This is a genomic window from Herbaspirillum sp. YR522 (genome assembly GCF_000282575.1).
GTDB lineage: Bacteria > Pseudomonadota > Gammaproteobacteria > Burkholderiales > Burkholderiaceae_D > Herbaspirillum.
Genome location: NZ_AKJA01000037.1, coordinates 1 through 13,147, shown reverse-complemented (window position 1 = coordinate 13,147; position 13,147 = coordinate 1). Strand labels below are relative to the sequence as shown.

11 protein-coding genes are annotated in these 13,147 nt (G+C 64.6%); 3 read left to right on the top strand and 8 right to left on the bottom strand.

From position 1 onward, the window contains the following. Nucleotides 1–33 precede the first annotated feature (33 nt). From PMI40_RS06355 to PMI40_RS06345, 3 genes are read left to right on the top strand one after another with little or no spacing between them, the layout of a single operon-like run. Nucleotides 34–1,242, top strand: a complete 1,209-nt coding sequence (locus PMI40_RS06355; RefSeq protein ID WP_008113315.1) for an efflux RND transporter periplasmic adaptor subunit — start codon at nucleotides 34–36, stop codon at nucleotides 1,240–1,242. A gap of 9 nt (nucleotides 1,243–1,251) precedes the next feature. After that, nucleotides 1,252–3,243, top strand: coding sequence for a MacB family efflux pump subunit (locus PMI40_RS06350; RefSeq protein ID WP_008113314.1), 1,992 nt, complete (start codon nucleotides 1,252–1,254; stop codon nucleotides 3,241–3,243). A 14-nt stretch (nucleotides 3,244–3,257) separates the two neighbouring features. Next, nucleotides 3,258–4,703, top strand: coding sequence for an efflux transporter outer membrane subunit (locus PMI40_RS06345; protein ID WP_051001766.1), 1,446 nt, complete (start codon nucleotides 3,258–3,260; stop codon nucleotides 4,701–4,703). Nucleotides 4,704–4,766: 63 nt separating this feature from the next. Here the strand turns inward: PMI40_RS06345 and flgL are convergent, their stop codons facing one another. The 8 genes from flgL to PMI40_RS06305 all read right to left on the bottom strand — a co-directional run. Beyond that, complete coding sequence (gene flgL / locus PMI40_RS06340) at nucleotides 4,767–5,900, bottom strand: flagellar hook-associated protein FlgL (RefSeq protein ID WP_008113310.1); 1,134 nt, start codon at nucleotides 5,898–5,900, stop codon at nucleotides 4,767–4,769. A gap of 31 nt (nucleotides 5,901–5,931) precedes the next feature. Next, the gene (flgK, locus tag PMI40_RS06335) at nucleotides 5,932–8,232 is read right to left on the bottom strand and encodes a flagellar hook-associated protein FlgK (RefSeq protein WP_008113308.1); all 2,301 of its coding nucleotides are present in this window, start codon (nucleotides 8,230–8,232) and stop codon (nucleotides 5,932–5,934) included. Between the two features lie 149 nt (nucleotides 8,233–8,381). Continuing rightward, nucleotides 8,382–9,353, bottom strand: a complete 972-nt coding sequence (flgJ, locus tag PMI40_RS06330; RefSeq protein ID WP_008113307.1) for a flagellar assembly peptidoglycan hydrolase FlgJ — start codon at nucleotides 9,351–9,353, stop codon at nucleotides 8,382–8,384. A 34-nt stretch (nucleotides 9,354–9,387) separates the two neighbouring features. Then, the gene (locus PMI40_RS06325; protein WP_008113306.1) at nucleotides 9,388–10,509 is read right to left on the bottom strand and encodes a flagellar basal body P-ring protein FlgI; all 1,122 of its coding nucleotides are present in this window, start codon (nucleotides 10,507–10,509) and stop codon (nucleotides 9,388–9,390) included. 41 nt (nucleotides 10,510–10,550) lie between these two features. Further along, complete coding sequence (locus PMI40_RS06320) at nucleotides 10,551–11,210, bottom strand: flagellar basal body L-ring protein FlgH (protein WP_008113305.1); 660 nt, start codon at nucleotides 11,208–11,210, stop codon at nucleotides 10,551–10,553. A gap of 58 nt (nucleotides 11,211–11,268) precedes the next feature. Then, nucleotides 11,269–12,051, bottom strand: a complete 783-nt coding sequence (gene flgG, locus PMI40_RS06315) for a flagellar basal-body rod protein FlgG (protein ID WP_008113304.1) — start codon at nucleotides 12,049–12,051, stop codon at nucleotides 11,269–11,271. A 42-nt stretch (nucleotides 12,052–12,093) separates the two neighbouring features. Then, nucleotides 12,094–12,831, bottom strand: a complete 738-nt coding sequence (flgF, locus tag PMI40_RS06310) for a flagellar basal-body rod protein FlgF (RefSeq protein WP_008113301.1) — start codon at nucleotides 12,829–12,831, stop codon at nucleotides 12,094–12,096. Nucleotides 12,832–12,938: 107 nt separating this feature from the next. After that, a partial coding sequence (locus PMI40_RS06305) for a flagellar basal body rod C-terminal domain-containing protein (protein ID WP_008113300.1) occupies nucleotides 12,939–13,147 on the bottom strand: 209 nt, incomplete at its 5' end.

The window sequence follows — 13,147 nt, the reverse complement described above, 5'->3', positions numbered from 1 at the left end:
CGGCTTAACCATCGCTCCACCTCACCGATTCACATGAACATCAGCCAGTTTCGCAAGCCGAAGGTCTTCATCCCAGTCCTTGTCGTCATCGCCATCGCCGGCTTCGTCGCCATCAAGTTGTTGGCGCCGCCACCCCCGCCGGTCTACCTCAGCGCGGTGGCCACCCGCTCCGATATCCAGGACACGGTGCTGGCCAGCGGCACCGTCAAGGCCTACCAGCAGGTCAGCGTCGGCGCCCAGGCCACCGGCCAGGTCAAGTCGCTCAAGGTGAAACTGGGTGATACCGTCAAGAAGGGCCAACTGGTGGCCGAGATCGATTCGCTCAACCAGGTCAATGCGCTGCGCTCGGCGGAATACGCGCTCGACAACCTGCGCGCCCAGCTGCGCTCCAAGCAGGCCACGCTCAAGCAGGCGCAATTGACGCTGGCACGCCAGCAGCAGATGCTGGCCGGCGAGGCCAGCTCGCGCGAGACCTTCGAGACCGCACAGACCACGCTCGACACCACCCGCGCCGATATAGAGTCGCTCCAGGCGCAGATCGCCGGCGGGCGCATTTCGGTCAATTCGGCCCAGGTCACGCTGGGCTATACCAAGATTACCTCGCCCATCGACGGCCAGGTGGTGGCGGTGGTGACGCAGGAGGGCCAGACGGTCAACGCCAACCAGAGCACCCCCACCATCATCAAGGTGGCGCGCATGGACAAGGTCACCATCAAGGCCCAGATCTCCGAGGCCGACGTGGTCAAGGTCAAGCCCGGCCAACAGGTGTACTTCACGATCCTGGGCGACCTCGATCATCGCTACCAGACCACGCTGCGTTCGATCGAACCGGCGCCCGACTCCATCCTCCAGGACGACACCACGTCGTCGAGCGTATCGAGCGCCTCCACCAGCGCCAGCTCCACGGCGATCTACTACAACGGCCTGCTCGACCTGCCCAACGCCGACGGCAAGCTGCGTATCTCGATGACGACCCAGGTCAACATCGTGCTGGCCGAGGCGCGCGACGCCGTCGTCATCCCGTCGACCGCATTGGGCGAGCGTGCCGCCGACGGCAGCTATACGGTGCGCGTCATCGATGCCCAGGGCATGGCCCAGCCACGCCGCGTCAGGATCGGCATCAACACCAACGCGCGGGTGCAGATCGTCGAGGGCCTGCAGGCTGGCGAGAAGGTGGTCATCGGTGATGGCGCGCCCGCGCCCAGTGACAGCAGCCAGCACCACGGCCCGCCGCCGATGTAAGGCCGCACCATGACCACACACCACATTGCACCGGCATCGACCGGGGCGCTGCTGGAGTTGCGCGGGCTGCAGCGCGATTTCCCGGCGGGCGAACAATCGATCACGGTCCTCAAGGACATCAACCTCGACATCCATGCCGGCGAGCTGGTGGCCATCGTCGGCGCCTCGGGCTCGGGCAAGTCGACGCTGATGAACATCCTCGGCTGCCTCGACCAGCCCACGCTGGGCAGCTATCGCGTCGCCGGTCGAGCCACCGGTGAATTGAGCGCCGACGAACTGGCGCAATTGCGCCGCGAGCACTTCGGCTTCATCTTCCAGCGCTATCACCTGCTGTCCGACCTGGACGCCACCGGCAATGTCGAGATGCCGGCCATCTACGCCGGCAAGGAACCGACTGCGCGGCGCGCACGGGCGCGCCAATTGCTGACCCGGCTGGGCCTGGCCGAGCGCATGCATCATCGACCGGGCCAGTTGTCGGGCGGCCAGCAGCAACGGGTCTCGATCGCGCGCGCCCTGATGAACGGCGGCGATGTCATCCTGGCCGATGAACCCACCGGAGCGCTCGATACCCACAGCGGCGTGGAAGTGCTCAACATCCTCAAGGAACTGCACGCCGAGGGCCACACCATCATCATCGTGACCCACGACATGCAGGTCGCCAGTCACGCCCAGCGCATCATCGAATTGCGCGACGGCGTGGTCATCGGCGACCGCCGCAACGAACCGGCCGCAGGGCTGGCCGAAGGCCACCCGACGGCCCCGGCCGCCACCCCGCAGCGCCAGGCCCGTCCCTGGCGTGCCGCGCTGGACCGCTTCAACGAAGCGCTGCGCATGTCGCTGCTGGCCATGAATGCACACCGCCTGCGCAGCTTCCTGACCATGCTCGGCATCATTATCGGCATCGCCTCGGTGGTGTCGGTGGTGGCGCTGGGCAGCGGCTCGCGCGAGCGCATCCTGGAAGATATCAATTCGATGGGCACCAACACCATCGACGTCTTCCCCGGCGCCGGCTTCGGCGACATGAAGGCGGCCGCGATACGCACCCTGACCCCGGCCGACGCGGTGGCGCTGGCCGAGCAGGATTTCGTCGACAGTGTCACCCCCAGCGTGTCGACCTCGTCCTCGGCGCGCTATGGCAACATCGCCGTCACCGCCACCATTGCCGGCGTGGGCGACCAGTATTTCCGGGTGCGCGGCCTGAAGATGGATATCGGCCAGGGCTTTGGCGCCGGCAGCGTGCAACGCCATGTGCAGGAAGCGGTGATCGACGCCAACACGCGCGCCAAGCTGTTTCCGGGCAAGACCAACCCGCTGGGCGAGGTGATCTTCGTCGGTAGCGTACCCTGTCGCATCGTGGGCGTGACCAAGAAACGTGAAAACGGCTTCGGCAACAACGACTCGCTCAACGTCTGGGTGCCCTACACTACCGCCATGAGCCGGCTCACCGGTCGCAACTACCTGCAGGGAATCACGGTGCGGGTGGCCGACAAGGTCTCCAGCGCGGCCGCCGAACAGGGCATCGTCAAGTTGCTCACGCTGCGCCACAAGACGCAGGATTTCTATGTCTTCAATACCGACAGCATCCGCCAGACCATCGAGAAGGCCACCGCCACCATGACCCTGCTGGTATCGATGATCGCCGTGATTTCGCTGGTCGTGGGCGGTATCGGCGTCATGAACATCATGCTGGTGTCGGTCACCGAACGCACCCGCGAGATCGGCGTGCGCATGGCCGTGGGCGCGCGCCAGGGCGACATCATGCAGCAGTTCCTGATCGAGGCCGTGCTGGTGTGCCTGGCCGGCGGCCTGCTGGGCGTGTTGCTGGCGCTGTCGTTCGGCGTCGTCTTTGCCCAGGTCACCGACAAGATCAGCATGATCTATTCGCCGGTTTCCATCGTCAGCGCCTTCGCCTGCTCGACGCTGATCGGTGTCATCTTCGGCTTCCTGCCAGCGCGCAACGCGGCCCGCCTGAACCCTGTCGACGCCCTCGCGCGCGAATGAACCTGTCGCATCCCATGTCCACCACCTCATCCCGCGCGGCGCTGCCGCGCCTCTTCCCGGCCACGACACTGGCCATCGCCGTAGCGCTGGTGCTGGGCGGCTGTGCCGGCCAGCGTACCGCTTTCGAACCGGTGCAGACCCATACCCCTGCGACCTGGAGCCAGCGTACCGACGCCCCGGCGCTGAGCGCCGACCAGTGGTGGCGGCAGTTCGGCGATCCTGCATTGAATGCGTTGATCGAGCGCGCCGTGCGCAGCAACAACAACCTGGCGGTGGCCGCCATCAAGGTGCGCCGCGCCCAGCTCGACGCCGGGCTGGCAGCCGACGCCCGCATGCCGGCGCTGTCGGCTCAGGCCAACACCAGCAGCAACCGTGCGCTCGATGGCAACCGGGCCAGCTACCGCAGCTCGACCGGCAATGTCACGCTGTCCTATGAGGCCGACCTGTGGGGCCGCCTGGGCGCCAACTACGACGTCAAGCGCTGGGAGGCGCTGGCCACCGAACAGGACCGCCAGAGCGCCGCGCTGAGCCTGGTCGGCACCACCGCCAACCTGTATTGGCAAGGCGCCTATCTCAATGGCCGCATCGCAACGGCCAACGACAGCATCGCCTATGCCAGCAAGACCCTGGAGCTGGTACGCACGCAATACGGCGCCGGCGCGGTATCGACCCTGGAGGTGCTGGAAGCCCAGCAGAACCTGTTGAACCAGCAATCGACCCTGACGCAACTGGTCCAGCAGCAGGTCGAGAACGCCAACGCGCTGGCCATCCTGTTCGACAGCCCGCCCGGGGCGACCACCGCCCTGCCCGCACGGCTGCCGCAGCAGCCATTGCCGGACCTGGCAGCGGGCCTGCCGGCCAATCTGCTGGGACGTCGCCCCGACCTGCGCGCGGCCGAGATGCGACTGCGCGAAAGCCTGGCCTCGGTCGATGCCACGCGCACCAACTATTATCCCAAGCTGGTACTCACCGGTGCGCTTGGCACCACCAGCACCGAGTTGATGCAACTGATGCAGAACCCCATCGCCTCATTGGGTGCGCAGCTGTCGCTGCCGTTGCTGCAATGGAACCAGATGCAGCTCAGCGTAAAGATCTCGCAGGCGGACTACGAGAGCGCCGTCACCAACTTCAGGCAGACCCTGTATGCCGCCTTCGCCGACGTCGAGAATGCCTTGTCGGCGCGGCGCCAGTACGCCGCCCAGGAGGCGCTGCTGCAACGTAACCTGGAAGCCGCGCGAGGCGCGGAGCGCCTCTACGAACTGCGCTATCGCTCGGGCTCGGCCACCTTGCGGGTCTGGCTGGACGCGCAGGAAAGCCGTCGCAACGCCGAGAATTCGCTGGCGGAGGCACGCCTGAACCGCTTGAAGAACCAGATGACGCTGTACCAGGCGCTAGGAGGCAACCCGCAACCGGCATCGGGCCAGGACCTGGCCGGGGCTGCGGCGACACCGGGCTCATGAAATGCAAAAAGGCGAACCGAGGTTCGCCTTTTTTCTTGATCGGCCCAGACTGCGGCCGTGGTACTACTTCAGGTAATTGAGCAGGCTCAGGCTGCTGGTGGTGACGAATACCTTCTGCGCGGCCTGCAGGTACTGGGTGCTCAACGAGTATTGGCTGATCAGTTGCGTCACGTCCTCGGTATTACGTCCCAGCAGATTGTTGAGCGTCTGGCTATAGCTCTCGTCCTTGACCTTGCCGGCCGCATCCAGGGTATCGAGCTCGTTCTGGCGCGCACCGACCGAGGCGCTGGCCGAACCGACGTTGTTGATCATCGTGTCGATCTGGGTATTGAATTTCTGCAGGTTGCGGGTCAGCGAAGCCTGGCTGCCAGCCAACGGTGTACGCGCTGCGTCGGCGGCGTCGGCCTTGAGCTTGGCGGCGGCGGCGGTCGAGAACAAGGTGCCGTAGTTGGCGTCGTCAGGCTTGGCAGCATCCAGCGCCGCCTGCGCGTCCTTGTATTCCTGGATCGGGAACGAGCCCGAGCCGGTCGGATATTCGAAGGTGTTGGCGGCGGCCTCGTCGGCCAGGTTGGCCGCTTCCGTGACCGGGATCGACATCAGGCCGATGATGTTGTTCATGGTCTGGAACATGTCCTGGCCGCCGCCCTGGAAGATCGACTGGCCCGAGGCGCTGATATCCATCTGGCGCGACGAATCCACCTGCAGCGTCATCGAACCCTGGTCGCCGCTGTAGTTCACATTGCCGTTGCCGTCCAGCGAGAACGGCTGGGTCGTGCTCTTGAAGCCGGAGAACACATAATTGCCGTTGCCATCGGTGGCGTTGGCGTACCCCAGCAGTTCCTGGAAGTTGCCCTTGAGCTCGGTGGCCAGGTTGATGCGCTCGGTGTTGGTAAAGGATGCGTTACCGGCCTTGATCACGTTCGACTTGAGCGAGGTCAGCATCTCGGTGGTGCTGGTCAGGGTGGCCTGCACCTGTGCCAGCGAGCTGCTGGCGTTCTTGCGATTGATCGCGTATTGGGCGTTGAGCTCCTGGCTCTGCGTCACATCCAGCGCACGGGCGGCCGCCACCGGGTCATCCGACGGCAGCAGCACGCGCTGCTGGGCGGTGACCTGCTGGTTCAGCTTGACGATGTCGCTTTGCATCTTCGTCATGTCGCCGTTGCTGATCTGGTACATCATCTGGGTGCTGATACGCATGTCGGTCTTCCTCTAACTCTCTGGATGCGGATTAGTTACCCAACGTGAACAGCACGTTGAGCATGTCGCTGGCTGCCTGGATGATCTTGGCCGCGGCCTGGTAGGCCTGCTGGTTCTTGAGCATGTTGGCCAGTTCCTCGTCCTGGTTGACCCCGGATTCGGACTGCTGTTCCAGCTGGATCGCCTGCAACCGCGCCTTCTCGGCGGTGTTGGTCACATTGATCTCGTTGGTCTTGTTGCCGATGGTGCCCACCAGTTGCGAATACGAACCCTGGAAGCTGGTGTTGCCGATCGTGTTGGCGGTCTGCAAGCCGGCCAGCAACTGCGCGTTGCGGTTGTCGGTCTTGGCGTCGGTGTTGGGCGAGACGGCGAACTGGTCGCCGTTGGCCGGCTGGCCCGAAATCTTGAAGGTGACACCCTGGATCGTATAGGTGTCGCCCGCCACGTAGGGAATGCTGGTGGCGCCGGCGGCCAGGTTGGTGGTGGTGCCATCCTGGTGCTTGATGGTCACCGGACCCGCGGTCGGCGTCGGCGACGGCGTGAATCCTGGCGGCGTGGCGGTCGAATTGTAGGTAAATTGGAGCTTGGTGCCGGCAGCCAATGGACTTGCCACGTAGCTGGCGTCGACCGTGCCGGCGCTGATGCTGGCCGTACCCTTGTTGCCAGCCACGGGCGCGAAGTTGAAGCTGTCGCCCACCGCCGGTGTACCGCCCAGCACGAAGCTCACGCCGCCGCTGGTGATGGTGGCGCCGCTCGAATACGGGATCGGCGCACCGGCGGCATAGGTCGTGGTAACACCGGCGGCGGTGGTCACGCTCACGGACGGTGCCGGGGTGACGCCGGTCCAGGCCGAGGTCAGGGTGTTGCCGGCGCCCATGGTAAAGCTTACCGACGAACCCTGCGTGAAGGTCGATGCGTCCAGCGACTGGTTGGACACGATACCGCTGCCGGTGTTGCCGGTGGTCGTCAGGTTGAGGCTGTTGGTGGCGTTGCCCGAGGTCACGATCGGCGCGGCCGTGGCGATCTGCTGGGTATTGTTGAGCGCCAGCGTCAGCTGCGCTGCGCCATCGACCGTCGGCTTGATCTTGAAGCTGTCGCCGGCAGCCATCGTCGGCGCCGAATAAGTCACGCCATCGACGGTGACCGGGAAGTTGGTCGGCGGCGTCGCCGTCGGGTCGATCACCGTCTTGGTATTGTCCGACAGCCGCGTGATGGTGTAGGCGCTGCCGTCATAGCCCAGCGAATAATCGCTGGTGGTCAAGGCACTGGCGTTGGTGATCGAGGTCGTGATCGAGGCCGTGGGGCTGTTGGTGCTCTTGCCGCTGACGGTCGGTTGTCCGATGTTGAAGAAATTGGTACCGGGCACGCCGTTCTGGTCCAGGCCCAGCTTCTGCTGGTCGTTGAAGGCCGAACCGAGGATGGTGGCGATGCGACCCAGGTTGTTCTGGGCCGAGTCCAGCGTTTCGGTGCGGTACTTCAGCAGGCCGCCCAGGCTGCCGCCGTCATAGAAGGACTTGTCGGGAATGATCGCCGTCTTGCCGGCCAATTGATAACCCACCTGCAGGCGCGAGACATCGTCCACCGAAGGCGTCGCCACCAGCTTGGTCACATTGCCGCCCACCACCAGTGGCTGGCCGGAGCCGATGAAGACGCTCATCGAGCCGTCATCCTGCGGCACGGTGCTGACCTTGACGTACTTGTTGATGTTGGCGATCACCTGGTCGCGCTGGTCCAGCAGGTCGTTGGCAGCCGCACCGCCACTGTTGCCCTGGGCCTTGACGATGGCCTTGTTGAGCTCGTCGAGCTGGGTGGCATACGAGTTGACGGTATCGATCGTCGATGTGATCTGCTGGTTGACGCTGGTGCGACTCTGCTGCATCTGGTCGTTCAGGCTCTGGAAGCGCGCCACCAGTGTCGACGCCCCCGACAGCACAGCCTGGCGCGAGGCATCGGTATTGGGCGTGGCCGCCAGGTTCTGGATGGTCTTGAAGAAATCCTGCAGCGCCGGCGACAGGCCGGCATCGGTATCGGCCACCAGGTTGTTGAGCTGGGATATCTCCGAATAGTAGGAATCGAGCGAGCTGGCGGTGGTTTGCGAGGCCAGCTGCTGCTTGGCCAGGAAGTCGTTATAGACGCGCTTGATCTCGGCTACCTGTGTACCCTGCCCCACGAAGCCATAGCCATAGTTGATACCGCCGGCCGTGCTCTGCACCACCACCTGGCGATTGTAGCCGGGCGTGGTCGCATTGGAAATGTTATGGCTGGTGGTCGCCTGCGCCGCCATGGCGGCCTGCAACGCACTTTGTCCGATATTGAAGATGTTGGTTGCCATGCTGGGTCTTCTCAAAGGCTCATTTGGGAACGCATCTCAAGTGAATCGATGAAATGAGTTCTGCGGAATAACCAGATCAACGGCAGTATTGAGGAAAACTTTAGGCGATCTGACAGATTTCTGACAGACCGCCCCACTGCCGACGCAGGTCAGGCCAGGGACTGGCGGATGATGCGCGAGAGCTTCTCGGCGTAGTGCGGGTCGGTGGCGTAGCCGGCACGCTGCAGGCCGTAGGCGAAACCATGCGCGTCCTGGGCGCTGGCCAGCACCTTCTCGTAGCGCGGATTGCTGCGCAGCAAGTTGGCGTAGTCCTTGAACGCATCGGCATATGAGTCGTAGGCGCGGAATTTCTCGACCCGCTTCTGCGGCTTGCCGTTGATATATTCGATGGTGGTCGCCTCCACCACCTTGCCGGTCCAGTTGCCGGTGGCCTTGATACCGAACAGGTTGTGCGCCGAGCGGCCATCCCGGGTGGTGATCTCCTTCTTGCCCCAGCCGGTCTCCAGCGCCGCCTGCGCCAGCATGAACTTGGCCGGGATGCCGGTCATGCGGCTGGCCATCTCGGCGTCGCCCTGCAGCCGGTTCTGGAAAGCCTCGACGTGGGCCGGCTTGTTGCCCGACTTGCGCTTGTTGCGCCCTTGCCCATCCTCGTCGCTCTGCTGCGTTGCCTGCTGTGCCGCGAAGCTCTGCACGAAGCGCGCACGATCGGCTTCGCTCATGTCCTTGACCAGCGGAATGCCCATCGGCAGTCCATCGTCGAGCTGCTGCTGTTGCAATTCCAGTTCCTGCGTGTCGGGCAACTTCTTGGGCAGCGACGCCGACAGCTGGCGCGTCAGCACATCGGCCAGGCCGATGCCGCGCTGGGCCAGGTTCTGGCTCATCTGCTGGTCCAGCATCGACGTAAACATCTTGGTCTGCTCGTTGTCGAACGGCCCGTTCTGGGGCGTCGCATCGCGCATGCTCTTCATCATCATGTTCAGGAACAAGGCCTCGAACTGCTTGGCCGCACCCTTGATCGCCTCGGGCGAGTTCAGCTTGGCCGCCTCGCGCAGGCCGTTGAGTCCGTTGGCGTCGACCGCCAGGCCTTGGGTCGGGTTCGAGGGGTCGATCTTGTTGAGCATGAATTACCTTCGTCTTGTCAGCTTAGGCGCCGGATTAGATCACTTCAAGCTCGGCACGCAGGGAGCCGGCCGCCTTCATCGCCTGCAGGATCGCCAGCAGGTCCTGTGGCGAGGCGCCGATGGCGTTGAGCGCCCGCACCACCTCGGCCAGCGAGGCGCCACCCTTGAGCAGCATCACCTTGCCCGGCTCCTTGTTGATCGAGATCTGGGCATTCTGCACCGCTGCCGTATTGCCGCCCGCCAATGCATTGGGCTGGCTGACCGCATTGTCGGCCTGGATCACGACCGACAGGTTGCCGTGCGACACCGCGCAGGTCTCGAGCATGACGCTCTGGTTCATCACCACCGAGCCGGTACGGGCGTTGAGGATGACCTTGGCCGACAACTTGCCGGGCACCACGTCGACGTTTTCCAGCGCCCCCAGGAACGACACCCGGTCGCTGCTCGACAAGGGCGCCCGTACGCGGATCACACGGCCATCCTGCGCCATGGCGGTATCCGAACCGAAGCGCTTGTTGAGCGCCTCGACCACCCGGCTGGCGGTCGAGAAATCGTTATCGTTGAGTTCGAGCACGATCTGGTCGCCGCCGCCCAGCGCGCTGGGCACCGAACGTTCGACCGTCGCCCCGCCCGAGATGCGGCCGGCCGACAGATGGTTGACGGTGGTGCTGCTGCCGGCGGCCGACGCGCCGGCGCCGCCGACGACCACGTTGCCCTGGGCGATGGCGTAGATCTGGCCATCGGCGCCCTTGAGCGGCGCCATCAGCAAGGTGCCGCCGCGGATGCTCTTGGCGTTGCCGATGGACGACACCGTGACATCGAGCATCTGGCCTGGCTGGGCAAAGGCCGGCAGCGTGGCCGTGACCATCGCCGCGGCCACGTTCTTGAGCTGCATGTTCGAACTGGTGCCCGAAGGCAGGTTCACGCCCAGCTGTTGCAGCATGCTGACCACGCTTTGCACGGTAAAGGGGGTCTGGGTGGTCTGGTCGCCGCTGCCATCAAGGCCGACCACGAGACCGTAGCCGACCAGCTGGTTCTGGCGCACGCCCTGGATGCTGGCCAGGTCCTTCAAGCGCTCGGCCTGGGCGGGCAACACCGCCGCCATGCACAGCACGGCGCTTGCCAGCAGCACCAGCTGTTTGCGAATCTGTTTCATGGCAGGACGTCCTTCGTTAGACATGGTTGCAGCAGCCTTCATCAGAAAGGAGAGACACTGAAGAAGAAGCGCGACAGCGACGACATGAACTCGGCCATGTCGACGCGGGTATTGGTGCGGTATTCGACCCGGGCGTCCGATACCAGCGTCGACGACACGGTGTTGCCGGTCTGGATGTTGTCGGGGCTGACGGTGCCCGAGAAGCGCACGTACTCCACGCCCTTGTCGAGTGCGACCTGCTTCTCGCCACTGACGATCAGGTTGCCGTTGGGCAGCACCTCGGTGACGGTGACGCCGATGTTGCCGGTGAAGGTGTTGCTGGAACTGATGGCGCCCTTGTCCTCGAACTTGTTGCTCGAACTGCCGCTGGCGGCCAGTTCCTTGATCGAGGTACCGAAGATGGTCGGCGCGGTGGTGGCCACTGTGCCGGTCTTGCTGGCCGAGCTGCCGGCCGTCTTGCCGGCGCTGGTGCGCTCGTTGATGACGATGGTCAGGGTGTCGCCCACCAGGCGGGCACGACGGTCTTCGAGCAACGGGCGATAGGCCGCCGACTGGAAGATCGCGCCGGTGGTCGGCGGCGGATACGACGCCGGCTGCGGACGCGCCGTCTTCGGGCCTTCGACGATGGAATCGGGCACCGTCGTGCAACCCGACATGACCAGCACACCCGCGATGGCGGCAAGTTTCAGCAAGCGGACCATATCTGCCTCATCTCTGTTCAATCTACTGACGACCAATTCGAACCTCTTTACCTGCACGTTACAGCTGCGACAGCTTGGCCAGCATCTGGTCGGACGTGGTGATGGCCTTGCTGTTGATCTCGTAGGCGCGCTGGGTCTGGATCATGTTGACCAGTTCCTCGACCACGTTGACGTTGGAGGTCTCGACATAACCCTGCCACAAGGCGCCGGCGCCGTTGGTGCCTGGCGCATTGGGGTTGGGCGCGCCGGAGGCGGCGGTCTCGACATACAGGTTCTCGCCGCGGCTCTGCAGGCCGGCGTTGTTGATGAAGGTGGCGACCTGGATCTGGCCGATCTGGGTGGTGGCGGTGGAGCCGGCCTGCATGATCGACACGGTACCGTCACGGCCCACGCTCATCTTGGTGGTATTGAGCGGGATGGTGATGGGCGGCTGCAGCGTGTAGCCGCTGGAGGTCACCAGCTGGCCCTGGCTGTCGGTCTGGAAGGCGCCGTCGCGGGTATAGGCGGTGGTACCGTCCGGCAGCAGGATCTGGAAGAAGCCCTCGCCCTGGATCGCCAGGTCCTTGTCATTGTTGGTCTGGTTGACGTTGCCCTGGGTGAAGATGCGCTCGGTGGCGACCGGGCGCACGCCGGTACCGATCTGCAGGCCCGACGGCAATTGCGTCTGTTGCGACGACTGCGCGCCGGGCTGGCGTACGGTCTGGTACAGCAGGTCCTCGAACACGGCGCGCGAGCGCTTGAAGCCGTTGGTGCTGACGTTGGCCAGGTTGTTCGAAATCACGTCCAGTTGCGTCTGTTGCGCATCCAGGCCGGTCTTGGAAATCCACAGGGAACGAATCATTTGTTTCTCCGGTAATAAGCGGTGAGGTCAGCCAGGCGACGATCAGGTCAGTGACAGGATCTGCGTCGCCTTGGTGGCATCGCTTTCGGCGGTCTGGATGACCTTCATGTTCATCTCGAACTGGCGCGACAGGTTGATCATGTTGACCATCGCCTCCACCACGTTCACGTTGCTGCCTTCCAGCGCACCACTGGCCAGGCGCACATTGGCGTCCGGCTGGGCGGCACCGGTGATGGTGCGAAACATGCCATCGTCGCCACGCTTGAGGTTCTTGTCGTCCGGGTTGACCAGCTTGATGCGGCCCAGCACGTTGACCGCATTGGGCACGCCGGTCAACGGAATCGACGACACGGTACCGTCGGCGGCAATGGCCACGGTGGTGTCGGGCGGGATCGTGATCGGGCCGCCATCGCCCAGCACCGGCTGCCCCGACTGGGTCTGCAGCACGCCGTTCTGGTTGATCTTCAAGGCGCCGTTGCGGGTATAGGCCTCACCGCCGTCGGCGGTCTGCACCGCCAGCCAGCCGCGCCCCTGGACCGCCACATCCAGCGCACGCCCGGTGTCTTGCAGCGGACCCTGGCTGAAATCGTTGCCGGCGGTCGAGTCGACCACGAAGGCGCGCGTAGCCAGGCCGGGGCCGACCACGGGCGCCGAGCGGAACGTGTTGAGCTGGGTCCGGAAACCCGTCGTGGTGGCATTGGCCAGGTTGTTGCTGGCAGTGGCCTGCTGCTCAAGCGTATGCTTGGCGCCGGACATCGCGGTGTAGACCAGACGATCCATGGTATTCCTCTTGCGGCCAGGGTAACGCGCCGCGGGTTGAAACCGGTCGCGGGCATGGCCCGCGACCGACAAGCATGCGCACCCGGAGGTGCGCGACGAACATCACATCAACGCAGGCTGACCAGCGTCTGCAGCACCGTATCCTGCACCTTGATGGTCTGCGAGTTGGCCTGGTACACGCGCTGGGCCACGATCATGTTGACTAGCTCGGCGGTCAGGTCGACGTTGGAGTCTTCCACCGCGCGCGCCTGCAGCGTGCCGAAGGTGCCGGTGGTCGGGACCCCGACCAGCGGCTCCCCCGCGGCCGCGGGGGGCG

What these genes read in the sequence shown, in the direction of transcription:
- PMI40_RS06320 (WP_008113305.1), bottom strand. Translation starts at nt 11,210, where the DNA reads ATGGTCCGCTTGCTGAAACTTGCCGCCATCGCGGGTGTGCTGGTCATG.
- PMI40_RS06325 (WP_008113306.1), bottom strand. Translation starts at nt 10,509, where the DNA reads ATGAAACAGATTCGCAAACAGCTGGTGCTGCTGGCAAGCGCCGTGCTG.
- flgG (WP_008113304.1), bottom strand. Translation starts at nt 12,051, where the DNA reads ATGATTCGTTCCCTGTGGATTTCCAAGACCGGCCTGGATGCGCAACAG.
- flgK (WP_008113308.1), bottom strand. Translation starts at nt 8,232, where the DNA reads ATGGCAACCAACATCTTCAATATCGGACAAAGTGCGTTGCAGGCCGCC.
- flgJ (WP_008113307.1), bottom strand. Translation starts at nt 9,353, where the DNA reads ATGCTCAACAAGATCGACCCCTCGAACCCGACCCAAGGCCTGGCGGTC.
- flgL (WP_008113310.1), bottom strand. Translation starts at nt 5,900, where the DNA reads ATGCGTATCAGCACCCAGATGATGTACCAGATCAGCAACGGCGACATG.
- PMI40_RS06350 (WP_008113314.1), top strand. Translation starts at nt 1,252, where the DNA reads ATGACCACACACCACATTGCACCGGCATCGACCGGGGCGCTGCTGGAG.
- PMI40_RS06345 (WP_051001766.1), top strand. Translation starts at nt 3,258, where the DNA reads ATGTCCACCACCTCATCCCGCGCGGCGCTGCCGCGCCTCTTCCCGGCC.
- flgF (WP_008113301.1), bottom strand. Translation starts at nt 12,831, where the DNA reads ATGGATCGTCTGGTCTACACCGCGATGTCCGGCGCCAAGCATACGCTT.
- PMI40_RS06355 (WP_008113315.1), top strand. Translation starts at nt 34, where the DNA reads ATGAACATCAGCCAGTTTCGCAAGCCGAAGGTCTTCATCCCAGTCCTT.